The sequence below is a fragment of the Actinophytocola sp. genome (genome assembly GCF_036002505.1).
Lineage (GTDB): Bacteria > Actinomycetota > Actinomycetes > Mycobacteriales > Pseudonocardiaceae > DASYTH01.
This window is the reverse complement of the sequence record NZ_DASYTH010000053.1, coordinates 1-23,931: the sequence shown is the minus strand read 5'-3', so window position 1 is coordinate 23,931 and position 23,931 is coordinate 1. Positions and strand designations below refer to the sequence as shown.

Genomic DNA, 23,931 nt, shown 5'->3' with positions numbered 1-23,931 from the left:
GGGGGTGTTGGTGTGGAGTTCTAGGAGGGGTGCGCCGGCTTCGACCTGGTCGCCGGGTTTGGCGTGTAGGAGGATGCCGGCGGCGGGTTGGACGGGGTCTTCTTTGCGGGCGCGGCCGGCGCCCAGGCGCCAGGCGGCGATACCGACCGCGCGGGCGTCGAGGGTGGTGAGGGTGCCGGTGGTGGGGGCTGGCACCGTGTGGAGGTGGCTGGGGCGGGGTAGGGGGGCGTCGGGGTCGCCGCCGTGGGCGGTGATCATGGCGTGCCACACCTCGTAGGCGCGGCCGGAGGCGAGGACTTCGGCGGGGTCCACATTGGAAATGCCGGCCAGGGAGAGCATTTCGCGGGCCAACGCGACGGTCAGTTCGATGATGTCGGGGGGGCCGCCGCCCTGGAGGACTTCGACGGACTCGGCGACTTCGAGGGCGTTGCCGACGGCATGACCCAGGGGGACGGACATGTCGGTGATCAACGCCGAGATCTTGAGGCCGTGGTCGGTGCCGATGGAGACGAGGGCTTCGGCTAGGGCTCGGGCGTCGTCGAGGCGGCGCATGAAGGCGCCGGAGCCGGTTTTGACGTCAAGGACGAGGGATTGGGCGCCTTCGGCGATCTTTTTGCTCATGATGGAGCTGGCGATCAGGGGGATCGACTCGACGGTGGCGGTGACGTCGCGGAGGGCGTAGAGCTTGCGGTCTGCCGGGGCCAGGCCTGAGGTGGGGGCGCAGATGACGGCGCCGACCGAATCCAGCTGGGCGCGGATTTCCGAAGTGGACAGTTGGGCGCGCCAACCCGGGATCGACTCGAGCTTGTCGAGGGTGCCGCCGGTGTGACCCAGGCCGCGGCCCGACAACTGGGGGACGGCGGCGCCGCAGGCGGCGACGAGGGGCGCCAACGGCAGGGTGATCTTGTCGCCGACGCCGCCGGTGGAGTGCTTGTCGACGGTGGGGCGGGAGGACGACAGGACCAACCGCTCGCCGGAGTTGACCATGGCGCGGGTCCAGCGGGCGGTTTCGGCGGCGTCCATGCCGTTGAGGAATATCGCCATGGCGAGCGCGGACATCTGCTCGTCGGCGACCACGCCGCGGGTGTAGGCGTCGACGACCCAGTCGATGGCGTCGTCCGTCAACCGGCCGCCGTCGCGTTTGGTCCGGATCACGTCGACCGCGGACATCGGCTCAACACTCATGGCAGCTGTCCGGGGTCGAAGGCGTGTGGGAGGACGGAGCTCATCGGGAGTGGGCCGTCGGGGGTGTCCAGGAGGCACTCGGGGCCGCCCAGCTCGTAGATGATCTGGCGGCAGCGGCCGCACGGCATGAGCAGGTCGGCCGAGCCGCTGCGGCAGGCCAGTGCCACCAGGCGGCCGCCGCCGGTGAGGCGGAGCTGGCCGGCCAGGGTGCACTCGGCGCACAGGCTCAGGCCGTAGGAGGCGTTCTCCACGTTGCAGCCGACCACGATCCGGCCGTCGTCGACCAGCGCTGCGGCGCCCACCTGCAGGCCGGAGTACGGGCAGTAGGCCTGCCAGGCCGTCTCGACGGCCTTGGAGCGCAGCCCGCTCCAGTCCACAGTGGACGCGGTCATCCGCTTTCGCCCTTGCGGTAGACCTGACCGTCCGCCTTCGGCATGCGCAACCGTTGCGAGGCCAGCGCCAGCACGAGCAGCGTCACCACGTAGGGCGCCGCGCCGACAAGTTCCGGGGGCAGCGCGTCGGTCACCAGGAACCACCAGCCGAACGCGAGCCCGAGCACAGCGGCCACCGCGGCGATCACCCGCCGGCCGGAAAGTGCCTGGACGACGGCGAGCACCAGCAACGCGATACACAGCAACAGCAGCAGCGCGTGCACCGCGTCGGCGCCGCGCAGCTGCATGGCGTCGGTGTAGCCGAAGAGCCCGGCCCCGGTGGCCAGCCCGCCGGGGCGCCAGTTGCCGAAGATCATGGCGGCCAGGCCGATGAAGCCGCGCCCGCCGGTCTGCCCGTCCCGGAACTGGCTGGAGCTCACCGCCAGGAACGCCCCGCCCAACCCGGCCAGCGCCCCGGACATGATCACAGCCGCGTACTTGTAGCGGTACACGTTCACGCCCAGCGACTCGGCCGCGACCGGAGCCTCACCGCAGGAACGCAGGCGCAGCCCGAACGATGTGCGCCAGAGCACGAACACGCTGCCGATCAGCAGCAGCACCACGATGATCGTCAGCAGCGACACCTGCGTGGTCAGCCCGCCGAGCAGACCGGCCACATCGGACACCAGCCACCAGTGCTTGCGCTCCAACGTCTCCAGCCACGAGGACAGGCCCGGAACCGTGATGTGCTGGGCATCCCGGATCGGCGGCGACTGCTTCTGCCCGCCGCCGGGCGCGTTCGAGAAGTACACCTTGGACAGGAACAGCGCGAGCCCGGGCGCCAGCAGGTTGATCGCCACGCCGGAGATGATGTGGTCCACCCCGAACGTCACCGTGGCCACCGCGTGCAGCAGCCCGCCGAGCGCGCCCATCACCAGGCCGAACAGCACCCCGGCCCACGGACCCCACTGGTAGCCGGCGAAACCCGCGCCCCAGGTGCCGAGCACCATCATGCCCTCGAGCCCGATGTTGACCACGCCGGCCCGTTCCGCCCACAGGCCGCCCAACCCGGCCAGGGCGATCGGCACCGCGGCGGTCAGCGCGGCCTGCACGGTGCCGCGCGAGGTGAGGTCGTTCGCCCCGGTGAACACCCGCACCAGCGCGACCACCGCGACCGCACCCACGGCCGCGACCCAGTACCACGTCGGCGAGATCCGCCTACGCCGCGGTGCGGGCGGCGCGGTCTCGACCCCGACGGCAAGCCCCGCGGTCATGAGGACACCGCCTCAGGAACCTGAGTCCTACCCAGCGCCCGGCCGACTTCGTTCTGCTCCAGCCGGACCCGGTAGCGCCGCACCAGCTCGTAGGCCACCACGACGGACAGCACGATCACCCCCTGCATGATCGCCACGATCTCCTTCGGCACCCCGGAGACGTCCAGCCCGTTGGAGCTGGCGTCGAGGATTCCCCAGAGCAGCGAGGCGAACGCGATGCCGACCGGGTGGTTGCGGCCGAGCAGCGCCACCGCGATGCCGATGAACCCGATGCCCGGCGGGAAGTTCAGCGAGTACGAGTGCGCGCCACCGAGCAGCTCCGGCATGCCGACCAGCCCGGCCACCCCGCCGGACAGCAGCATCGACAGGAACACCATCTTCTTGACGTTGACCCCGCTGGCCACCGCGGCCGACTCGGAGAGCCCGGTCGCCTTGAGGTCGAAGCCGAACCGGGTGCGGGCGAGCACGAACCAGTACAGGACACCCACCGCGGCCGCCACGATGATCAGCCCGTGCACGGTGGCGGAGGACGTGCCGGGGTACGGAATGCCGGGCACCTGCCCGCCCGCGGTGATCTCCGGGGTGTGGATGTCGTTGCCGGTCAGCACGGCCAACCGGTTCGGGTTGAGCAGGAAGGCCACCAGCGCGGTGGCGATCGCGTTCAGCATGATCGTCGAGATCACCTCGCTGACCCCGCGGGTGACCTTGAGGAACCCGGCGATGCCCGCCCACGCCGCGCCGACCGCCATCGCTGCGATGATCGTCATGGCGATCCGCAGGAACGGCGGCAGACCGTCCATGAAGGACGCCCCGGCGAGCGCGGCGGCCAGCATCGCGGCCAGCCGGTACTGCCCGTCCACCCCGATGTTGAACAGGTTCATCCGGAACCCGATGGCCACCGCGACCGCGGCCAGGTAGTAGTTGGTGGCGTTGTTCAGCGCGATCACGAACGTGCGCGGCCGCTTCGCCGAGGTCACCATCGAGTCGACCACGTCCGCCGGGGAATGCTTCGACACCACCAGGATCGCCGTGCACACCAGGGCGGCGAACACCAGCGCCCCCACCGGAGCGGCCAGTCCTAACAGGACGGCACGAGCCGAGAACCTACGGTGTTTTTCTATCTGGCTCGATGGCGTAGCGCCAGTCATGCCACCTCCTCCCCGGCACCGGTCATCGCCGACCCGAGCTCCTGCGGCGTCACCGCGCCCGGGTCCACTTCGGACACCAGCTGACCCCGCAGGATCACCGCGATCCGGTCGGACATGCCGATCAGCTCGTCCAGGTCTGCGGAGATCAGCAGCACGGCCAGGTGCTCGGCGCGGGCCCGGCGGATGTGCTCCCAGATCGCCGCCTGCGCGCCGACGTCCACTCCCCGGGTCGGGTGCGAGGCGATGAGCAGCACCGGGTTCCCGCTCATCTCCCGGCCCACGATGAGCTTCTGCTGGTTGCCGCCGGACAGCGCCGCGGCCACCACGTCGATGCTCGGGGTCCGCACGTCGTACTCGTGCACGATGCGCTGGGTGTCCACTTTGGCCCCGCGCCGGTCGATCAGCGGCCCGCGCGCGTTCGGCACCCGGGTCTGGTGGCCGAGCACCCGGTTCTCCCAGAGCGTCGCCTCCAGCAGCATCCCCTGCCGGTGCCGGTCCTCGGGGATGAACGCCACCCCGGCCTCCCGCCGGTGCCGGGTGGACAACCGGTTGACATCCTTGCCGCGCAGGCGAACCACGCCGGCGGCCGGCGGCCGGATGCCCATCAGCGCGTCCACCAGCTCGGCCTGCCCGTTGCCCTCGACGCCGGCGATGCCCAGCACCTCCCCGGCGTGGATGGTGAACGACACGCCGTCCAGCACCGTCCGCCCGTCCGTGGCGAGCACGGTCAGCCCGTCGACCTCGAGCACCGCGGTGTCGGTCACGGTCGACTCGCGCAGCTCCGGCACCGGTAGCGCGCTGCCCACCATCAGCTCGGCGAGCTGCCGCGCGGTCACCTCGCCCGGCCGCACGCTGGCCACGGTCGTGCCGCGGCGGATGACCGTGATGTCGTCGGCGACCGAGAGCACCTCGTCCAGCTTGTGCGAGATGAACAGGATCGTCAGGCCCTCGGCCTTGAGCTCGCGCAGGTTGCCGAACAGCTCGTCGACCTCCTGCGGCACCAGCACCGCGGTGGGCTCGTCCAGGATCAGCGTGCGCGCGCCGCGGTAGAGCACCTTGAGGATCTCCACCCGCTGCCGCTCACCGACACCGAGGTCGTCGACCAGCCGGTCGGGATCCACGCCGAGGCCGTAGCTGCCGGAGATCTCCCGGATCTTCGCCCGGGCCGCCCGGAAGTCCAGCCGCCCGCCGGCCCGCGGCTCGTTGCCGAGCACCACGTTCTCCAGCACGGTCAGGTTGTCGGCGAGCATGAAGTGCTGGTGCACCATGCCGATGCCCACCTTGATCGCGTCGGCCGGGGAGTGGAAGCTCACCTCCGCGCCGTCGACCTGGATCGTCCCCTCATCCGGGCGCTGCATCCCGTAGAGGATCTTCATCAGCGTCGACTTGCCGGCACCGTTCTCCCCGACAATGGCGTGCACGGTGCCCGGGCGCACGGTGATGTTCACGTCGGCGTTGGCGACCACGCCCGGAAACCGTTTGGTGATGCCGGTCAGCTGGACCGCGTTCGTCATCGCCACCTCGCCGGTCGGTGTGGGGAGAACCGTAACGGGCCCGGGGCCGCCGTCGCAGTCGCCCCGAGCCCGTCTTGATCGATCAGTGGTTACTTCTTGTCCGGCACCTTGATCTCGCCGGAGCTGATCTTCGTCTTGTAGTCGTCCAGCTTCGCCTTGATGTCGTCGATCTTCCCGCCGCTGGTGGCGTAGTCGATGCCACCAGCCTTGAGGTCGTAGGTCTTCGCGCCGGCGGCGAATTTGCTGTCCTTCACCGAGGTGATGAAGTCGAACACGGCCACGTCGACCTTCTTCAGCATGGACGTGATGATCACGTCCTTCACGTCGGCCAGCGCCGGCTGGCTGTACTGGTCGGAGTCGACGCCGATGCCCAGCTTGCTCTTGGCCTTGGCGGCCTTGAACACGCCGTTGCCCGAACCGCCGGCGGCCGCGTAGATCACGTCCACGCCGTTGTCGAACTGGCCGTTGGCCGCGGTCTCGCCCTTGGCCGGGTCGTTGAAGCCGGTGAAGTCCGGCGGCTGGGTCAGGTACTTCACCTCGACCGTCGCGCTCGGGTTGGCGGCCTTCACACCGGCCGTGTAGCCGGCCTCGAACTTCTGGATCAGCGGCACGTTCACGCCGCCCACGAAGCCGACCTTGCCGGTCTTGCTCTTCAACGCGGCGGCCACACCGACCAGGAACGAACCCTCCTGCTCGGCGAAGAGCAGGTTGGCGATGTTGTCGCCCTTGCAGTCGTCCTCGAGGTCGTCGACGATCGCGAACTTGACGTTCGGCGTGTCCTTGGCGACCTTGCCGATGGACTTGCAGTAGGCGAACCCGACGGCGATGACCGGGTTGTAGCCGCCCTCGGCGAGCTGGCGCAACCGGTCCTCCTTCTGCGCCTCGGTCTCACCCGCGGTCGCCTCCAGCTCCTTGGCCTCGACGCCCAGGTCACTCTTGGCCTTGTCCAGACCGCGCGCGGCCGAGTCGTTGAACGACTGGTCGCCGCGGCCACCGATGTCGTAGGCAAGACCGATCTTGAGCTTGGCTGCCGGGGCCCCGCTGGTCCCGCCACCCCCACCTGGCGAGGACGGTGTGTCACTACCGCAGGCCGTCATGCTCAGGGCGAGCGCAACCAGCCCTGCGGCGAGTTGGGTTCCTCGCATCCGGCGCAAGGCGTTCTCCTTCCGCGTTCCGGCGTCCAGGCATACCGGACGCAAATCTATTCGCGAGACCGTACCCCGCCTTCCGGTGAGCGCTACCCACGCACAGGACCGCGTGACCCAATCGTTTCGTCCCGACCGGCACCTGCGTCCAGCCGGCCACGGATCGTGACAGCGTCCCGGCAACCCCGCCGTAACCTGGGGCCATGGCCGGCGTCCGGGATCTTCGCGCGCTCCCCAAGGCGAACCTGCACCTGCACCTGACCGGCTCGATGCGGCCCTCGACCCTGGCCGGGCTGGCCGCGCGGTACGGCCTTTCAGTGCCGCCGGCACTGCCTGCCGGGGCGCACGGATGGGCCGCGTTCCAGCAGCGTTACGACGCCGCCCGGGCAGCGGTGCGCTCGGTCGGGGACATCGGTCGGGTGGTGGCCGAGGCGCTCGAGGACAACCTCGCCGACGGGTGCGGCTGGGTGGAGATCCAGGTCGACCCCACCGCGTACGCGCCCCTGCTCGGTGGCGTCGAGCCGGTGGTGGAGGCCGTTCTGACCGCGGTCGCCGGCGCGCCGGCCGGGGTGATCGTGTCGTCGAGCTGGGCCCGCTCCGGTGCGCACGCCGCCGCGCTGGCCCGGGTGGCCGCCCGGTACGCCGGCCAGGGGGTCGTCGGGTTCGGGCTGTCCAACGACGAGCGGCTCGGCGTCGTCGCCGACTTCGCACCGGCCTTCCGCATCGCGACCGAGGCCGGCCTGCTCGCCGCCCCGCACGCCGGCTTCTACCACGGTGCCTGGCACGTCCGCGACTGCGTGGAAACCCTTGGCGCGCAACGCATCGGGCACGGCTTGACAGCCGCCGCCGACCCGGCGACCGTGTCCCTCCTGGCGGGCCGCGGCGTGGCGCTCGAGGTCTGCCCCACCTCCTACCCGCCCCTCGGCGTCTTCGAGCTCGCCGCCCTCCCTCTGCACACCCTCCTCGGGGCCGGCGTCCCCATCACCCTCGGCTCCGACGACCCCCTCGTGCACGGTGACCGTCACGTTCACCCCGACCGCCGCCGGGGCCCGCACCGGCGCGCTCTCGATCAGCAGCAGCGCCCCGGGCAGCCCGCACACGGCGACCCTGTCAGGCACCGGTTTCGACCCGAACGGCAACCTCGCCGCGGGCCGGCCAGTCTCCGAGACCAGCCACACCCAGGGTTTTGTCGCGGCCAACGCGGTCGACGGAAACGCCGACACCTACTGGGAAAGCGCCAACAACGCGTTCCCCCAGTCGATCACCGTGGACATCGGCGCGGCGCTCTCGGTGTCCCGCGTCGTGCTCAAGCTGCCACCGTCCGCGGCCTGGCAGACCCGCACGCAGACGCTGTCGATCCTGGGCTCCACCGACGGCTCGTCGTACACCACGGTGGTCAACTCCGCCGGCTACACGTTCAACCCCGCGACCGGCAACACGGTGACCATCCCGTTCACCGCCACCACCCGCCGCCACCTGCGGCTCACCTTCACCGCCAACACCGGCTGGCCCGCCGGCCAACTGTCCGAACTGGAGGTCTACGCCAGCTAGTGTTCTACGTCTGACGTTCGTTGCACAAAGTTCTGCGCGGGAAGGCGTGGGAGCACGTTCACTCCCTCGAAGGAAAGCACCGCCAACAGCCACATCCGGGCACCCCGACGCGGCACTTCGAAAACGCCTTAATGCCAGAACACCGCGATGGCCACGTTCACCACGATCAGCCCACCGAGGGTGAACGTGAGCCATCGCGGTGCGGTCTTGCGCACCGTGAAGATGATCAGCAAGACGCCGATGATCACCAGGACCAGCATCTTGAAGCCCATTTTCACGTCGTCGTAGTCGCGGTGGGTCAGCGGCGAGAACGCGATCAGCGCGACGCCCGTGACCAGCTGCAGCCCCAGGCCGTGCAGCCAGCCCACGGTCAGCGGTGCTCCGGCGGTCTGACGCAGCTGCAGCAGGAACGCGCCGACCAGCGTTGCCATCCCGAGCAGGTGGAGGAACAGCAGCAGATCCCGTACGAACCCCACGGATCGTCCCTTCCAGTCCGGTCCCGCCAGCCTTGAGCAACGTACCGGATGATCGGCGTGCCGCACCGGCGCACGATGGCGCCATGCGATCACCGGGCCCGGGCGCGATCACCGCGGTCTTCTTCGCGTTCCCGGCGCTGCTCATGTACCTCGTGCCGTGGTTGCTCACCGGCTGGCATCCCGGCCGCACCTGGTTGGCATCGCAGCTGCTCGGTGGCGTGCTGGTCGTCGCCGGCACGGCCGCGGTGGTGCACTCCTTCGCCCGGTTCGTCACCGAGGGCCGCGGCACTCCGGCGCCGTTCGCACCGACCGAGCGGCTGGTCGTCGGCGGGCTGTACCGGTTCGTCCGCAACCCGATGTACGCGGCGGCCGTCGCGGTGATCATCGGCCAGGCCCTGCTCCTCGACCGGCTCGCGCTGTGGGTGTATGCCGCCGTGTTCTGGCTACTGATCGCCGGGTACGTGCTCCGCGTGGAGGAACCGATGCTGCGCGCCCGGTTCGCGGCCGACTACGAGAGGTACCGGCGAGCGGTGCCCGCGTGGCTGCCCCGGCCGCGGTCCGGACACACCGAGGGCGGGCGCGAGCAACGCTCCGCAACGCCTTAGTCTGCATGGGTGCGCAGCACCACGAGCAGATCTGTACCGGCCCTCCTCGTATCGCTGTTCGTTCTCGTCACCGCCGCCCTGTTCGCCGCACCCGCCACGTCGCTGGCGGCCAAGACTCCCCGCAAGGCCCAGCCGAGCGGTGAGCAATCCGCCTGCCCGAACCGCGCGCTACCGCCGGCGCCGGTGGACACCTCGGAAGAGCCGAAGCCCGGCCAGACCCGGCCGGAGCCGCTGCCCCAGCCGAAGGACCCGGTCGGCGGTGCCCGGATGGGTGAGTGCGGCATCATCCAGGCGAGTGGCACACCGGAACCGCCCACCGTCACCGCCGCGTCCTGGGTCCTGTCCGACCTGGACAGCGGCGCGGTGCTGGCGGCCAAGGACCCGCATGCCCGGGAGCGGCCGGCGTCGCTGATCAAGGTGCTGCTGTCCATCGTGGTCATCCGCGAGCTCCGCCAGGACATGGTGGTGGTCGGCACGGCCGAGGACGCCAACCAGGAGGGCACCCGGGTCGGCCTCGGCGCGGGCGGCCAGTACACGGTCCATCAGCTGCTGTTCGCACTGGTCATGCACTCCGGCAACGACGCGGCGCACGCGCTGGCCCGCTCGCTCGGCGGGGTGCCGGTCGCGCTGGAGAAGATGAACGCGCTGGCCAAGGAGCTCGGCGCGCTGGACACCCGGGCGGCCACCCCGTCCGGACTGGACGGCCCGGGCATGACCACCTCGGCCTACGACCTGAGCCTGATCTTCAGCGCGGCCATGAAGCACAAGGAGTTCGCCGAGGCCGCGGCCACCCGGCAGATCGACTTCCCGGGTTTCGCCAACAAGCCCGGCTTCAAGGTCAACAACGACAACAGCCTGCTCGGCCGCTACCCCGGCTTCCTCGGCGGCAAGACCGGGTTCACCGACGACGCCCGGCACACCTATCTCGGTGCCGCCAAGCAGGGCGACCGCCGGCTGGCCGTGGTGCTGCTGCGCGGCGAACGGGTCAACTCCCTGCCCCTCGGCGACCAGGGCGCCAAGCTCCTCGACTACGGCTTCGCGCTGGCCCGCCAGGGCAGCCGCCCGGTCGGGGAACTGGTCGAGCGCGCCCCCGAGGCGCAGCCCAAGGGGGACGCCAGCGGCAATCAGAGCGCCGCGCTGGCACCACCGCTCGGCAACAACGTCGCCGCACCCGACCCCGGCGACAGCTCCCGTTCGGCGTTCGGCAACGTCGGCCTCCCCCTTGTCGGCCTGGCCGGCGTCGCGGTGCTGATCTCGTTCGCCCTCTGGTGGCGCCGCCGCCGGGCCCGAGCCGCCCGGGGCGCCGCCGCGGAGCTCACCGGCTAGGGGCAACCCGGGCGTGTCCCGACTTCCGGTAGCCGTGTCCCGGCTTCCGGTAGCCGTGTTCCGGCTTTGCGTAGTCATGTCCCGCCTTCCGGCAGCCACCAACCCGGTAACACACCGGCGACCCGCCTCAACTTCACGGCCTTGCGGCTAGGAGCGCCGGCGACGGCGGTCCCAGAGCACACCGAGCAGCGCGCCGGCACCGACCAGCACCCCGGCGTCCCGCCAGCGCGGTCCCTCGTGGATCTCCACGCGCGGCCGGATGATCGCCGGCGCGGGCGGTCGCGGCAGCGCCGGTGTGAGGTTGTCCCGCGCGGTGGCCGTCCAGGCGGTGACGAACAGCAGCAGCCGGGACACCAGGTTGGCGAACACCAGCAGGCCGATGACCGGACCGAACAGCGCGCCGGTCGGCGAGCCGGACACGATCCCCAGGTAGATCGTCGCCACCTGCTTGAGGATCTCGAACCCGATGGCCAGGAACAGCGCACCGCGCACCGCCGAGCGGGCGCCCACCCGCTGGCGCGGCAGCCGGGAGAGCACCCAGAGGAACACCAGCCAGTTCGCCGCGAGGGCGAGCACGATCGCGCCCAGCCGCAGCAGGAACACCGCCCACGCCTCGCCGGCGAGTCCGACGAGGCGCAGCAGCAGCCCGGCAAGACCGCTGCCGGCGGCGGTCAGACCGAACGAGAGCACCAGCGCCAGCCCGAGCCCGATCAGCGCCAGCAGGTCGGTGACGGTTTTCCGCAGGAACGACTGCTCTGGCAGATCATGGCCCCACTGCGCGGAAAGCGCGTCCCGCAGGTTGCTCATCCAGCCCAGTCCGGAGTACGCGGCGGCCAGCAGGCCGAACACCCCGACCGCGCCGCGCTGCTCGACCGCCTTCTCGACCACCTTGTTCAGGTCCTCGCCGAGCCCGCTCGGCGCGGCCTTGGTGATGTTCTCCTTCAGGTCGTTCATCAGCGCGTCGTTGCCGGCGAGTACGAAGGCCGCGACCGAGAAGGCGATCATGAGCAGCGGGATCAGCGACAGCACGCTGAAATAGGTGATCGCGGCGGCGTAATGGTCGCCGTTGCGCTCGGTGTAGGACGTGGCGGCGCGCGCCAGATGGTCGACGCTCTCCCGCTTTCGCAGTCTGGCAACGAAGGACGGCTTCTTCGCACCATCATCGGCGGTCACGTTCTGACGCTAGGGCGGCCCGGGCCGGCCCGCAACGCGAGCCGTGTCTGTCTCAAGAGGGTTCCGCACAAGGCTGGTGGTTTGCCTTGGCACGGGTGGTCGGCGGACCGGTTGCTCGCAACCCTCAGTGGTCAGCGGCCCGGCGGGAGCAGTCCCAGGTGGTCGTAGACCGTGGTCAGGGTCTCGGCCGCGGTCTCCCTGGCCCGCTCGGCGCCGCGGCTGAGCACCTTGTCCAGCTCCGCCGGATCGTCCATATAGGACTTGACGCGGTCGCGGATGGGCCCGACCCACTCGGTGAACACCTCACCGAGGTCCTTCTTCAGGTCGCCGTACCCCTTGCCCTGGTAGTCCGCCTCGAGGTCGGCGACGCTCCGCCCGGACAGCGCCGAGTAGATCACCAGCAGGTTGGACACCCCGGGCTTGCCCGGCGGGTCGTAGACGATCTCCCGGCCGGTGTCGGTGACCGCCGAGCGGATCTTCTTGGCCGACACCTTCGGCTCGTCCAGCAGCTCGATGATGCCCGCCGGGCTGGACGCCGACTTGCTCATCTTCGCCCCCGGGTCCTGCAGGTCGTAGATCTTGGCCGCGTCCTTGAGGATGTACGGCTCCGGCGGGGTGAACACGGTGCCGAACCGGGAGTTGAAGCGCTGCGCCAGATCCCGGGTCAGCTCGAGGTGCTGGCGCTGGTCCTCGCCGACCGGCACGTACTGCGGCCGGTACACCAGGATGTCCGCGGCCTGCAGCATCGGATAGGCGAACAGGCCCACGCTGACCCGGTCCGCGCCCTGCTTGGCCGACTTGTCCTTGAACTGCACCATGCGGCTGGCCTCACCGAACCCGGTCAGGCACTGCATGACCCAGCCCAGTTCGGTGTGCTCGTGCAGGTGGCTCTGCACGAACAGGGTGGCCCGCTCCGGGTCGAGGCCGACCGCGATCAGCTGCGCGACCGACACCCGGGTGCGGGCGGCGAGCGCCTTCGGGTCGTGGTCGACGGTCAGCGCGTGCAGGTCGGCGACGAAGTAGAACGCGTCGTGCGTCTCCTGCAGCGCCACCCACTGGCGCACGGCACCCAGGTAGTTGCCGAGATGGAACGACTCACCGGTGGGCTGAATGCCGGACAGCACGCGCGGACGTTCGGTGGACACAGTGTCTTCTTCCTGACTCGATGGCGTAGCGCCAGTCCGATTCTCCCAGAACCCGGCGGGTATCCGGCCGGCCACCCCGGGTGTTACCGCCGTCCGGGGGCTTGCCCGCGTTGATCGGGCGGTGAAAGGTTTCTTGCCGCCGGCTGGTTCACCGACGCCCGCCCCGAGTGAGCGGGAAGCGCCGCCAGCCACCGATTCGGCGATGGAGGTTCTCGTGCAACGAAGAATGGGATTCCGCACGTTGGCGGTGGCCGCGGCGTTCGCCTCGGCGGCCGCGCTGACCGCCGTGGCCGTGCAACCGGCGGCCGCGGCAACCGGACCGGCCGCACACTTCGTGGTGCTCGGCCCGCAGAACGGCAACCTGTCCCGGACCGTGGCCTCCATCGAGGCGGCCGGCGGCACCGTCGTGCAGGCCTGGCCGCAGATCGGCGTCGTGGTCGCCACGTCGCCGAGCCTCAACTTCGCCCAGGCGCTGCGCCGGGCGCCGGGTGTGCAGGGCGTCGGCGCCACCCGCGCGCTGGTCGAGTTCGTGCCGCCCACGCCGGCCATCGCCGCGGTGACCGCCCGCGACCAGATCGAACAGCTGGACGCCGTGAAGGACAACGGAAAGGCCGTCACCCCCACCGCGTTCGAGCCGCTCGCCCCGAACCAGTGGGACATGCGGCTGATCCGGGCGGACGCGGCCAACGCGGTGTCCGGCGGCAGCCGCGACACCCTGATCGGCGTGGTCGACTCGGGCATCGAGGCCACCCACCCCGACCTGGCCCCGAACATCGACCCGGCGAACTCCGTCGGCTGCACCAACGAAGGCAGGCCGGACACCTCCCCCGCGGCCTGGGCGCCGACGACCAGCACCCACGGCACGCACGTCGCCGGCACCATCGCGGCGGCCCGCAACGGCGTCGGCATCGCCGGTGTGGCGCCCAACGTGCGCATCGCGTCGGTGAAGGTGGTCGACGATGGCGGCTTCATCTACCCCGAGTACGCCATCTGCGGGATGATCTGGGTCGCCGAGCACAACATGAAGGCCACCAACAACTCCTACTTCATCGACCCCTGGTTCAAGAACTGCCTCGACGACCCCGACCAGAAGGCCATCGTGCAGTCCGTGACCCGCGCGATCGAGTTCGCCTCCCGGCACGACGTGGTCAACGTCGCCGCCACCGGCAACAGCAACTGGGACCTCGCGCACGCCGTCACCGACACCGGCAGCCCGGACAACCAGACCCCGATCACCCGCGTGGTCGGCAACGACTGCCCGCAACTCCCGCAGGAGGTCGACGGCATCGTCGGCGTCTCGGCCGTCGGTCCCACCGCCCGCAAGTCCTTCTACTCCAACTACGGCATCGGCAGCGACACGGAGGTCACCGCCCCCGGCGGCGACTCGCGGGTCGTCCCCGAAACCCCCGACGGCAACGGCCGCGTGCTGTCGACGATCGTCGGCGGCCGCTGGGGCTACGCCCAGGGCACGTCCATGGCCTCCCCGCACGCCACCGGTGTCGTCGCCCTCATCCGCAGCACGCACCCCAACTGGAACGCCGCCCGGGTGGTCCGCGAGCTCCAGAACCAGGCGGATCGCCTGGCCTGCCCGCCCAACCCCTACGACCCCACGGGCGACGGCTCCTTCCTCGCCACCTGCCAAGGCGGCCAGACCGGCCGCGGCTTCTATGGCGCCGGCCTCGTCGACGCCCTCGACGCCGTCATCCGCTGACCCATAGCCACTGAGGGCCACCTTCCGGTGTGAAGGTGGCCCTCAGTGGTGTCGGCGGTCAGGCGGCGGAGTCGGAACGGGCTGGTTCGGGCCGGACGGCGCTCATGGGGCGGGTTTCGGCGACGGCGATGCGGGCGGCCACGGTGCGGCGACGGCGGAGGAGCCCGATGATGAGGCCGCCGATGCCGAGGGCCACCGCGACGATGCCGACCGGGCCGGCGAGGCCTTCGGACCAGCGCTCGGCGGTGGCGGGGGTCTCGGCGGCGGCCGCGGTGGCGGCGATGAGCGCGAAGGTGGCGGGGACCAGGGCGAGCACGGCCGCACGGGCGGCCAGGCTTCGGACCCGGTGGACATCGTTGTGGGCAACTCGGTTGCGCACTGTCCGTGCCTCCTGGATTGTCAACGGCTCTGCTTCACCCAATTGGGGGATCGTAGACCCCTAGAAACTACCGAAGATGTCAACCCGCTGTACGACGATCGCACCGATTGCTCAGGCCGGGCGAGCGTAGCCCCGCGCACCGGAGACCCCGCACGGAGGTACCAAGGTCTCGCCCCGGCCAACGCAACCTCAGGGGACCGTGACGCAACCCAGCCACAATCACCCTGGCAACCGCACCACTGGCTGGAACGCAACGACCATAAAAATTCCGGAGGGGCGGACTAGCAGTCCCGGCCGGACAGTGGCTGGGCGAAATCCGTTGCGATCCAACGGTTTTCGCCGATCTTGCGGAACCCGGCCTGCACGACCTTGTCCGCGTCGGTCTCCTGCCCCTTGGTGAACTTCCCGACGATCTGCGCGGTGACGTCCGGTGCCGCACGCACGTTCAGCACGTCGGCGGTCACCGACACCCGGCATTGCGTGGTGTTCCCGGTCGGCGACGAATTGTTGTTCTGCTGCTTGTCGGAGCCGAGCACGTACAGCACCAGGACCGCCGCCAGCACCCCGCCGATGACCAACGTTCGTTTCGGAGCCAGCAGAGCCATGCCGCACGCTCCCGTTCACAAACCGGTTTCGACCACGATCAGTATAGAGCTGCTCAACCCACGGTGAGCAAGTGCGAGGGCGCGTCCCGCGGATCCGTCACGGGACGCGCCCCCGGCCAAGTCACGCCGAGGCCATCCGCGCCTGGAGGTTCTCGTCCAGCGTGGAGAGGAACTCCTCGGTCGTCTGGAACTCCTGGTCCGGCCCGATCAACAGGGCCAGGTCCTTGGTCATCTTGCCACTCTCGACCGTCTCGATGATCACCCGCTCGAGCGTCTCGGCGAACTGCACCACCTCGGGCGTCCCGTCCTGGTGGCCACGCGCCTCGAGCCCGCGGGTCCAGGCGAAGATCGACGCGATCGGGTTCGTCGACGTGGGCTTGCCGGCCTGGTGCTGGCGGTAGTGCCGGGTCACCGTGCCGTGCGCGGCCTCGGCCTCGATCTTGCCGTCCGCCGTCATCAGCACCGAGGTCATCAGGCCGAGCGAGCCGTAGCCCTGCGCCACCGTGTCGGACTGCACGTCGCCGTCGTAGTTCTTGCACGCCCAGACGTAGCCGCCCTCCCATTTCAGCGCGGCGGCCACCATGTCGTCGATCAGCCGGTGCTCGTAGGTCAGCCCCGCGGCGTCGAAGTCGGCCTTGAACTCGGTGTCGAAGATCTCGGCGAACACGTCCTTGAACATGCCGTCGTAGGCCTTGAGGATCGTGTTCTTGGTCGACATGTAGACGGGGAACTTGCGCTCCAGGCCGTACCGGAACGAGGACCTGGCGAACTCCTCGATCGACTTGCGGTAGTTGAACATCGCCAGCGCCACGCCGCCGCCCTCGGGGTACTGCGCGACCTCGAACTCCATCGGCTCGCCGCCGTCGGCCGGGGTGTAGGTGATGGTCAGGGTGCCGGGGCCGGGCACCTTGAAGTCGGTCGCCTTGTACTGGTCGCCGTGCGCGTGGCGGCCGATGATGATCGGCTTGGTCCAGCCGGGCACGAGCCGCGGGATGTTGGAGATGACGATCGGCTCCCGGAAGATCACGCCGCCGAGGATGTTGCGAATCGTGCCGTTGGGGCTGCGCCACATCTTCTTCAGGCCGAACTCCTCGACCCGCGCCTCGTCCGGCGTGATGGTCGCGCACTTGACGCCGACCCCGTGCTTGGCGATGGCGTTCGCGGCGTCCACGGTGACCTGGTCGTCGGTGGCGTCCCGCTGCTCGATCCCGAGGTCGTAGTACTCCAGGTTGATATCGAGGTACGGGTGGATCAGCTTGTCCTTGATGAACTTCCAGATGATGCGGGTCATCTCGTCGCCGTCGAGCTCGACGACCGTGCCCTGGACTTTGATCTTCGCCATGTGCCGGCGGCTCCTCTCGCGCTTGTTAACGGTACAAGCGTACTGCTAGCTTCTCCCGGTCAGCGATCCGCCCACTCGCTGGCCAGCATCGCGTACACCACCTCGTCGGTCCACTCACCCCGGACGAACTCGTTCTGCACGAAGTACGCCTCCCGGCGCATGCCCAGCTTCTCCAGCAGCCGGGCGGACGCGGTGTTGCGGCCGTCCGCCCGCCCGATGATCCGGTGCATACCGAGGCCCTCGAACCCGAGCCGGAGCATCTCCACGGCAGCCTCGCCGGCATAGCCGTGGCCGTGGTGGTCCGGGTGGAACACGTACCCGATCTCACCCTGCCGGTGCTCCGCGCTGCGCCACCACAGGTTGACGTCACCGATCACGGTGCCCGAGTCGGGCAGCACGACCGCGCAGAGCAGGCTGTCGCCCTCCTTGTCCAGCCTGGTCATCGTGGTGCGTTCGGCCAGCTTCTCGGCGACCTCCGCCCGGGAGCGCGGCCCCCAGTAGAGGTATCGGGTCACGTCCTCCCTGGACTGGATCGCGTGCAGATCATCGAGGTCCTCCGGGACGAACGGGCGCAGGTGCAGGCGGGCGGTGATGATCGGGAAGGTCGGTCTGAGCATGCCCTCGATGGTACGGGGTTGACGCGAGTCTCTTTTTCACTTATTCTCTTAGTTGACAAGAGACTTTGGATCTGAGTCACTCGGAACGCGAGGTAGTTGCCCGATTCCCGGAAGGAAGACTGAGATGAACACTTCGCTGACCTCGACCGAGGTCGTCCACGTCCAGGCGCACTACTCGACCAACCGCCAGCTCGGCCACTGGACCACCGGCCGGCGCTTCGCGGTTCGGGCCGTACGCGGCCAGGTCGTGCTGGATCTACGCTCGCCCCGGATCCCACCCGGCGATCTCGAGGTCGAGATCCTGGCCGACCACGCCATGGTCAAGCTGCTCGTCCCCGAGGACACCATGGTCGACCACTGGGGCCTGGAGATCGTCGGCCGCGGCCGGGTCAAGGACGGCCCGGTGCAGCAGACCGAGAACTCTGTCCGCACGATCACCCTCACCGGCCGCCTCCGGCACGGCGAGGTCCGCATCCGCCGCGGCGGCGTCGCCGTCATCGCCGCCATGCTCACCCGCGAGTACGTCCAGGACGTCCGCCGGGCCCACCGCGACGGCACCGCCCCGGCGGTCGACGACCCGGCGCGCTGAAACAGCACGGCTGACGAGGGTCGCGCACTCGCCGTACGCGACCCTCGTCGCTCACGGCCAGTCACCCGGATCCCGACTGCGCTCAATGCCAGGGATTTGAGACCGAGTGATTTCGGCCGAGGCCGTGGCTGGTGAGACCGGTGGGACCAGTGTGACTATTGGGCCGCGACGCATGGGTTACGCCACACCGGTCCCGCCAGCCACACCAGTCCCGATCACCCCGATCGCGATCGACAACTCCTCCAAAGGAGTCACACCCCATCAAGGAAGAACTCAGGCTGTGCGAGCGGCGGCACGACAAATTGCCTCGACCTGATCCCTGAACATGTCGTACTCGTACGCGACGTCCCCGAGCGACTCGCCGGCGATCCAGAGGTCAACCACGGCGTCGACCGGCGCCTTGGTCGACTCGACGACCGGCGGCCCCAACCGAAGCGGGGGTCGATGATCACCGGTGCGACGTCCGGGTACTGCCGAAGCCTCAGGCTGCCCGCGAAGCCATCGGTCGCATCCCAGTTGATGTAGTGCAAATGGTCGTCAATGACTTCACGGAAGGGCTGCTGGCGGTCTCCGACCCGAGCCAGCTCGCCGTCCGCGCAGTGAACGAAGATGTCCACACCATCGGTCGTGATCTTCTGGGTGGCCAGGGCATACGGCGTCTTGAACGCCCGACGGACCTCAGCGGCTGCGTCTCTGATCGCGCCCTTCTTCAGGCCCAGATCGCGCAGCGAACGCAGGACATAGGCCTCGACCACGGCCACGAACGGCACGGAGGGCCAACCCCGCTTCTCCGGCGCGACCCGATGCACCAGCCGCTCGCCGTCGGCCTCTCCGCCCAGCCAGTAGTACATGGTCGACTCGGGGATCCGCAGGTGTCGTGCGACGTCCTTGGGCGTCAGCAGCGGGTCGCTGAACTTGTCAACCATCTCCCCTCCTGTCCGAGCCATGATCCCGCACGACCGCGGCACAGCACGTTAACCCGCAGCCCGGGTCGCGGTGTCGTGCCATGATGGCGGGCATGGCGGTGTGGATGACCAAGGATCCGGAGGCGAACGCGCTGCTGGAGCGCGATCCGTTGGCGTTGCTGATCGGGATGCTGCTGGACCAGCAGTATCCGATGGAGCACGCGTTCCTGGGGCCGAAGAAGATTCTGGACCGGGTCGGCTCGCTGGACGTGCGGGAGCTCGCGGAGTACGACCCGGAGAAGTTCGCCACGCTGTGCACCACGCCGCCGGCGATCCACCGCTACGGCGGGGTCATGGCCAAGCGCGTTCAGGAGCTATGCCGGCACGTCGTCGAGAACTATGACGGCAAGGCCGACACGCTGTGGACCACCGGAAAGCCGGACGGCGCGGAGATATTCCGCCGGCTCAACGCCCTGCCCGGTTACGGCGAGCAGAAGGCCAAAATTTTCCTTGCGCTGCTGGGAAAGCAGTTCGGCCTGAAGGCGAAGGGCTGGCGTGAGGCGGCCGGCCACTACGGCGACAAGGGCGCGCACCGCTCGATCGCCGACGTGGTCGACGAGAACAGCCTCAACGAGGTCCGCGCGTTCAAGAAGGCGAGCAAGGCCGCGGCCAAGACCGGCTGACGGCCAGTTCTACGATCGCCCAGGCGCGGAGCACCGTCAACCGGTTCGCCACCCCGCATTCGGCACCGTCTCCGGCGAAGTCGACGCGCTCAAGGCCGTCAGCCGACTGGGGCGGTGTGCCCACGCCCCTGCGCGTGGGCACACCGGCTCCTCCACCCCTCAGCTTCCGCACCGCCGGTACCCGATCGCGCAACCGACCAGGGCCAGCAGCAGCTGACCGGCGAACCCCGCCACCGCTTCGATGGCCGCCGTGCCGGTCAGCACCAGCACCAGCGCCGTCACCCGCACCGCGACCGGCAAGGACTGCAGCGCGTTCTCCAGCCGCCCGAGCACCGACCGGTCATCGGCCCGGTGCCGGCCGCCCGGCACCCGAACGATGATCACCTCTGACTGGACAACCCGATCCGGTGACAATTCGTCATTGGCTGGATTAATCCGCGGCGGTACACTTCTCATGTTGTCTCCTTACCGAGGATTTCAGTTGGGCGACAGCACCTGCGGCCCCCTGATCCACCAGGGGGTCGCGCCCTTTGGTCAGATCAGGCGCTGACTCCGACATGTTGCCAAATCTATTACCACCTCGGCAAATCCCCGATTAATCGGCGCTCAAACCCTGGGATGATTAATCGCCATTATTAATCCTGACTCGTCCGTTTGGAGCAGCCTGCGGGCGCGCACTTCGGTGTGGCGCGCCGGACGACTTCTGTCTCGTTCACTGACGTCAATCTGGCATGTTCCGATCACGCGTTGGGCACGGATCATCACCTGGGGGTTGCACCCAGGATTAATCGGTCGGCAGGATTAATCACACCTGCATCTGATCGCAGTGTCGGGGAGGGATCGACGTGTTCGTCGACAATCGGAGCACCACGCAGGAGTGGATCAGGGCAAGTCGGTGCGGCCCGAAAGCCAACACCAACTGCGTGGAGCTCAGGCTCGGCCCCGATGGGCTGGTGGCCGTCCGCGACTCCAAGAGCGGAGACGACGTTCTGCTGTTTGACACGGCACCATGGGCGGCCTTTCTGGCGCACTGCCAATCCATCTGAGGAGCGGTTTCGGGCGACAGCTTGATCATCATGGGCCACAGGTGACACCATTGATCTAAACGTCGTCACCCACTGGAGGTGTGTCGCACCCGGGTCGTATTGGCCCACCCACCTACAGTCACTATCCTGGGTGATCTCAACCCGCAAGGGTGAAAAGGGGAGGTGACTGGCGGGTGACTGAGGAGAGCGCAGCCCATCGGATGCGGCTCGGCCTCGCCCTCCGCAAGGCGCGCAAGGAGGCCGACCTCACCCAGACCGAAGTGGCTCACGAGCTGGAATGCACACAAGGCAAGGTCCAGAAGATCGAGACCACTCTCGTCCGGATCAGTGAGGCCGACTTGACCGGCATGATCGCCTTATACCGACTGCCGGAAGGCCAAGCCAACGAGCTCAAGTCGCTGGCCGGCCTGGATGGTCCGAGCAGGCCGTCCCGCGTCCGCCGATCCGCCGCCTGGTCCCCGTTCGGGCAGCTCAGCCATCTCGAGCCGGACGCGTCCGAGATCCTCTGCTGGCACAGCGAGCGGATCCCGGGACCGTTGCAGTCAGAGCACTACATGCTCGCGCAACACCCCGACACCAACACGGCGGACGTAGCCGACCTGATGCGACAGCGGAAGGCCCGGGCGGGTATTTTCACAATCGTCAGTCCACCATGGTATCGGGCAATCCTCAGCGAGTCGTCGCTGCTCCGGATGCCGGGCGGGAACCGGGAGCTTGCCGCGGATCAAGCCGAACACCTGGTGACGCTCATGAATTTGCACATGCAGATCACCGTTCAGATCCTGCCGTTCAACGCATCGGTCCTGTTCGTTGACAGCGACTTCCAGCTGTTGCGGTTCAACGGGGACGCGCCCGACTTCGCCTACGTGGAATTCGCTTCGGGCGCGCGCGTGATCAAACGGTCCAACGAGCTCCGGCTGCTCGACGAGCATTGGCTTCAGCTCCACAAGGCGGCACTGACCCGCGACGAGAGCGTCGCATTTCTTCACGAAATGTCCAGAACTTGACCAGGGGTGGCCAGTCTTGCCAGGTAGGCTGACTCAAACTGGACATCTCGGCAGGGGGGAAGGGACCGAGACTCGTGTCTGAGGTAGAAACACCAACGATTACGGTCCCTAGCCTAGACCTGGAACATCCAAGTGTGGCCAGGGTCTACGACTACTTACTCGGCGGATCGTCCAACTGGCACGTCGATCGGGCGTTCACCCACCGGCTTCTCGATCAGTTTTCGCTGTTCAAACAGATCGCGCTTGCCAACCGGATGTTCGTTAATCGAGTGGTTAAGTACCTCGCCCGGCATCGCGTTCGGCAGTTCCTCGACATCGGGTCGGGCATACTCAGCATGGGGAACACCCACCAGGTCGCCGACGAGATCGCTCACGACTGCCGAGTCATATACGTGGACAACGAGCCGGTGACGGTGGCGCACGCCGAACTTCTGCTCGACGAGGTCGGAGATCCACGCCGCCACGCCATAGTGCAAGCAGATCTGCGCCGTCCAGATGATCTGTGGGCGGCCGCGATGGCTACCGGGATCTTCGATACCGATCAACCCATTGCCGTGCTGATGTTCTCCGTCTTACACGTCATCAAGCCGACGCCGGATGGCGACGATGTCGGCGCGCGGTCCGTGGCGAGGTACCGGGAGCTGTTGCCGGAAGGGTCCTACCTTGGCGTCTCGCACGTGACGAACGAAGGCATTCCGGACGAGCTGGTGCCGAAGCTGGTGGAGCTCAAGGAGCTCTGCGACCAGTCGTGCGCCAGCAAGGTGTACTGCCGTACGCGGGCCGCGATCGAGGCGTTGCTGGGGGACTTCAAACGCGTCGAACCGGGCATGGTGTGGACCCCGGAGTGGCATCCGGAGGAGGGCGGCGAAGTGCCACTGTCCAGCCCGAGTCATGCCATGGTGTGGGCTGGGGTCGGGCAGAAGTTGGGCTGATCGCGGGCGTGTTGCCCTATCGGGTGACGTTTGTATTTTGGGGTTTGGTGGACGCCTCTTCACATTGGTAGGCCTACAGTCCAATGTGGGGAGTGCGTTATGACCGATATTTCCGAAGACAAGCTGGTTGTCGCTCCGGGTGGGGTGCGGCCGGCGTCCACTGTGACCCATGTGCAACCGGGTGAGGCGGTCGAGGTCGGCGCGGCGGGGCCGCGGGTGACGCCGGACCTGGTGCTGACGCCGGGCGGGTTCAAGTCGCGGGCGAATGTTCATCTGGTCGCCGAGGGGCACAGTGTGGCCCATGTGGACCGGCAGGTGCAGCTGCTGGACGCCAAGGAAAACGTGCTGGCCCGGGTGGATCTGAAGGTCGTGCCGGAGGACCTGGTGACGCCGGCGTTCGGGACCGGGTGGATCACGTACTCGGGGTGGACGAACCGGACCGGGACGCCGATCTCCAGTTTCGTCACGACGTGGACGGTGCCGCGGGCGCCGCGCACCAACCATAGCCAGACGATCTTTCTGTTCAACGGGATCGAGCCGAGCGACTTCAGCCACATCTTGCAGCCGGTGCTGCAGTGGGGGCCGAGCGCGGCGGGCGGCGGGGCGTACTGGACGGTGGCGTCCTGGTACGTCGGCGGTGGGAACGCCTTCCACACCAACCTGATCCGGGTGAACGAGGGCGACGTGCTGGTCGGCGTGATGACACTGAACAGCCGCAGCGGCAACAACTTCAACTATTCCAGCTCGTTCTCCGGGATCGCGAACACCACGCTGAACATCACCAACAACCCGGAGCTGACCTGGGCGAGCGAGACGCTCGAGGCGTACGGCATCACGGCGTGCTCGGACTACCCGGCCACCGACACGACGCCGATGACGCAGATCAACGTCCGCGCCGGGACCACCGCACCGGCGCTGAACTGGTCGGTGAACAACGCGATCCGGGACTGCGGGCAGAAGACCGTGATCGCGCTGGACGGGTCCACCAACGGCGAGGTCGAGCTGAGCTACCGCGGCGAGGCCGGCTGGGCGAGGAACGACCTGACCGCGGCGGCCGGTGGCGCGCCGCTGGCCGCGGGTGACCCCGCCGGGTACACCTGGGACGTCGACAAGACGCAGCACAACGTCTACCGCGGGTTCGACAACCACGTCCACGAGCTGTGGTTCAACAACGCCTGGCACCACAACGACCTCACCGCCGC

25 protein-coding genes and 1 pseudogene are annotated in these 23,931 nt (G+C 68.7%); 11 read left to right on the top strand and 15 right to left on the bottom strand.

The genetic code is table 11. The features are described 5' to 3' along the window. The 6 genes from VGR06_RS03870 to VGR06_RS03845 all read right to left on the bottom strand — a co-directional run. Positions 1–1,185 (bottom strand): thymidine phosphorylase (locus tag VGR06_RS03870; RefSeq protein WP_327557539.1); only part of this gene is annotated, 1,185 nt, incomplete at its 3' end. Next, on the bottom strand, positions 1,182–1,577 hold the full coding sequence (locus tag VGR06_RS03865) for a cytidine deaminase (protein ID WP_327557538.1): 396 nt from the start codon (positions 1,575–1,577) through the stop codon (positions 1,182–1,184). The genes VGR06_RS03865 and VGR06_RS03870, both read right to left, overlap by 4 nt. Next, positions 1,574–2,830, bottom strand: coding sequence for an ABC transporter permease (locus VGR06_RS03860; protein WP_327557537.1), 1,257 nt, complete (start codon positions 2,828–2,830; stop codon positions 1,574–1,576). The genes VGR06_RS03865 and VGR06_RS03860 overlap by 4 nt, the downstream gene beginning before the upstream one ends. Continuing rightward, positions 2,827–3,978 carry an ABC transporter permease gene (locus VGR06_RS03855; protein ID WP_327557536.1) on the bottom strand — a complete coding sequence of 384 codons (1,152 nt, stop codon included), beginning with the start codon at positions 3,976–3,978 and terminating at the stop codon, positions 2,827–2,829. Before VGR06_RS03855 ends, VGR06_RS03860 begins: the two co-directional genes overlap by 4 nt. Beyond that, on the bottom strand, positions 3,975–5,492 hold the full coding sequence (locus VGR06_RS03850; protein WP_327557535.1) for an ABC transporter ATP-binding protein: 1,518 nt from the start codon (positions 5,490–5,492) through the stop codon (positions 3,975–3,977). The genes VGR06_RS03855 and VGR06_RS03850 overlap by 4 nt, the downstream gene beginning before the upstream one ends. 89 nt (positions 5,493–5,581) lie before the next feature. Further along, entirely contained in the window at positions 5,582–6,637 is a 1,056-nt protein-coding gene (locus VGR06_RS03845; protein WP_327557541.1) for a BMP family ABC transporter substrate-binding protein, read from the bottom strand. 203 nt (positions 6,638–6,840) lie between these two features. Between VGR06_RS03845 and VGR06_RS43785 the strand changes: the two are divergent. Then, positions 6,841–7,596: pseudogene (locus tag VGR06_RS43785) on the top strand (adenosine deaminase family protein); the annotation flags it as partial. A 55-nt stretch (positions 7,597–7,651) separates the two neighbouring features. Further along, a complete protein-coding gene (locus tag VGR06_RS03835; RefSeq protein WP_327557533.1) occupies positions 7,652–8,188 on the top strand; it encodes a discoidin domain-containing protein in 537 nt (178 codons plus the stop codon). A 128-nt stretch (positions 8,189–8,316) separates the two neighbouring features. Here VGR06_RS03835 and VGR06_RS03830 read toward each other — a convergent pair whose 3' ends face one another. Beyond that, the gene (locus VGR06_RS03830; protein ID WP_327557532.1) at positions 8,317–8,664 is read right to left on the bottom strand and encodes a hypothetical protein; all 348 of its coding nucleotides are present in this window, start codon (positions 8,662–8,664) and stop codon (positions 8,317–8,319) included. An 83-nt stretch (positions 8,665–8,747) separates the two neighbouring features. On the opposite strand from VGR06_RS03830, the gene VGR06_RS03825 reads away from it, so the two are divergent. Continuing rightward, a complete protein-coding gene (locus VGR06_RS03825) occupies positions 8,748–9,269 on the top strand; it encodes an isoprenylcysteine carboxylmethyltransferase family protein (protein WP_327557531.1) in 522 nt (173 codons plus the stop codon). A gap of 9 nt (positions 9,270–9,278) precedes the next feature. Continuing rightward, positions 9,279–10,595, top strand: a complete 1,317-nt coding sequence (locus VGR06_RS03820) for a serine hydrolase (RefSeq protein ID WP_327557530.1) — start codon at positions 9,279–9,281, stop codon at positions 10,593–10,595. 147 nt (positions 10,596–10,742) lie between these two features. Here VGR06_RS03820 and yhjD read toward each other — a convergent pair whose 3' ends face one another. After that, positions 10,743–11,768 carry an inner membrane protein YhjD gene (yhjD, locus tag VGR06_RS03815; protein WP_327557529.1) on the bottom strand — a complete coding sequence of 342 codons (1,026 nt, stop codon included), beginning with the start codon at positions 11,766–11,768 and terminating at the stop codon, positions 10,743–10,745. Between the two features lie 131 nt (positions 11,769–11,899). Further along, positions 11,900–12,913, bottom strand: a complete 1,014-nt coding sequence (gene trpS, locus VGR06_RS03810) for a tryptophan--tRNA ligase (RefSeq protein ID WP_327557528.1) — start codon at positions 12,911–12,913, stop codon at positions 11,900–11,902. Positions 12,914–13,127: 214 nt separating this feature from the next. Between trpS and VGR06_RS03805 the strand changes: the two genes are divergently transcribed. Beyond that, on the top strand, positions 13,128–14,624 hold the full coding sequence (locus VGR06_RS03805) for a S8 family peptidase (RefSeq protein ID WP_327557527.1): 1,497 nt from the start codon (positions 13,128–13,130) through the stop codon (positions 14,622–14,624). A 58-nt stretch (positions 14,625–14,682) separates the two neighbouring features. On the opposite strand, the gene VGR06_RS03800 is transcribed toward VGR06_RS03805, so the two are convergent. The 4 genes from VGR06_RS03800 to VGR06_RS03785 all read right to left on the bottom strand — a co-directional run bounded on the left by VGR06_RS03800 (position 14,683) and on the right by VGR06_RS03785 (position 17,567). After that, the gene (locus VGR06_RS03800) at positions 14,683–15,003 is read right to left on the bottom strand and encodes a hypothetical protein (RefSeq protein ID WP_327557526.1); all 321 of its coding nucleotides are present in this window, start codon (positions 15,001–15,003) and stop codon (positions 14,683–14,685) included. 281 nt (positions 15,004–15,284) lie between these two features. Further along, positions 15,285–15,608 carry an SH3 domain-containing protein gene (locus tag VGR06_RS03795; protein WP_327557525.1) on the bottom strand — a complete coding sequence of 108 codons (324 nt, stop codon included), beginning with the start codon at positions 15,606–15,608 and terminating at the stop codon, positions 15,285–15,287. Between the two features lie 121 nt (positions 15,609–15,729). Beyond that, positions 15,730–16,950, bottom strand: a complete 1,221-nt coding sequence (locus VGR06_RS03790; RefSeq protein ID WP_327557524.1) for an NADP-dependent isocitrate dehydrogenase — start codon at positions 16,948–16,950, stop codon at positions 15,730–15,732. A 59-nt stretch (positions 16,951–17,009) separates the two neighbouring features. Then, positions 17,010–17,567 carry a GNAT family N-acetyltransferase gene (locus VGR06_RS03785; protein ID WP_327557523.1) on the bottom strand — a complete coding sequence of 186 codons (558 nt, stop codon included), beginning with the start codon at positions 17,565–17,567 and terminating at the stop codon, positions 17,010–17,012. 124 nt (positions 17,568–17,691) lie between these two features. Between VGR06_RS03785 and VGR06_RS03780 the strand changes: the two genes are divergently transcribed. Beyond that, positions 17,692–18,156, top strand: coding sequence for a hypothetical protein (locus VGR06_RS03780; RefSeq protein WP_327557522.1), 465 nt, complete (start codon positions 17,692–17,694; stop codon positions 18,154–18,156). A 251-nt stretch (positions 18,157–18,407) separates the two neighbouring features. Here the strand turns inward: VGR06_RS03780 and VGR06_RS44245 are convergent, their stop codons facing one another. Beyond that, entirely contained in the window at positions 18,408–19,082 is a 675-nt protein-coding gene (locus VGR06_RS44245) for a DUF433 domain-containing protein (protein WP_327557521.1), read from the bottom strand. A gap of 83 nt (positions 19,083–19,165) precedes the next feature. Here VGR06_RS44245 and VGR06_RS03770 point away from each other — a divergent pair, with 83 nt between their 5' ends. Further along, complete coding sequence (locus tag VGR06_RS03770) at positions 19,166–19,744, top strand: HhH-GPD-type base excision DNA repair protein (RefSeq protein ID WP_327557540.1); 579 nt, start codon at positions 19,166–19,168, stop codon at positions 19,742–19,744. Positions 19,745–19,903: 159 nt separating this feature from the next. On the opposite strand, the gene VGR06_RS03765 is transcribed toward VGR06_RS03770, so the two are convergent. Further along, the gene (locus tag VGR06_RS03765; protein WP_327557520.1) at positions 19,904–20,128 is read right to left on the bottom strand and encodes a hypothetical protein; all 225 of its coding nucleotides are present in this window, start codon (positions 20,126–20,128) and stop codon (positions 19,904–19,906) included. A 461-nt stretch (positions 20,129–20,589) separates the two neighbouring features. Here VGR06_RS03765 and VGR06_RS03760 point away from each other — a divergent pair, with 461 nt between their 5' ends. The 4 genes from VGR06_RS03760 to VGR06_RS03745 all read left to right on the top strand — a co-directional run. Beyond that, positions 20,590–20,790, top strand: a complete 201-nt coding sequence (locus VGR06_RS03760; RefSeq protein ID WP_327557519.1) for a DUF397 domain-containing protein — start codon at positions 20,590–20,592, stop codon at positions 20,788–20,790. 173 nt (positions 20,791–20,963) lie between these two features. Next, a complete protein-coding gene (locus VGR06_RS03755) occupies positions 20,964–21,797 on the top strand; it encodes a helix-turn-helix transcriptional regulator (protein ID WP_327557518.1) in 834 nt (277 codons plus the stop codon). A 74-nt stretch (positions 21,798–21,871) separates the two neighbouring features. After that, positions 21,872–22,729 (top strand): SAM-dependent methyltransferase, encoded by an 858-nt coding sequence (locus tag VGR06_RS03750; RefSeq protein WP_327557517.1) that lies wholly within the window; start codon positions 21,872–21,874, stop codon positions 22,727–22,729. Between the two features lie 99 nt (positions 22,730–22,828). Further along, the coding region (locus tag VGR06_RS03745) for a hypothetical protein (RefSeq protein ID WP_327557516.1) at positions 22,829–23,931 on the top strand (1,103 nt) is incomplete at its 3' end.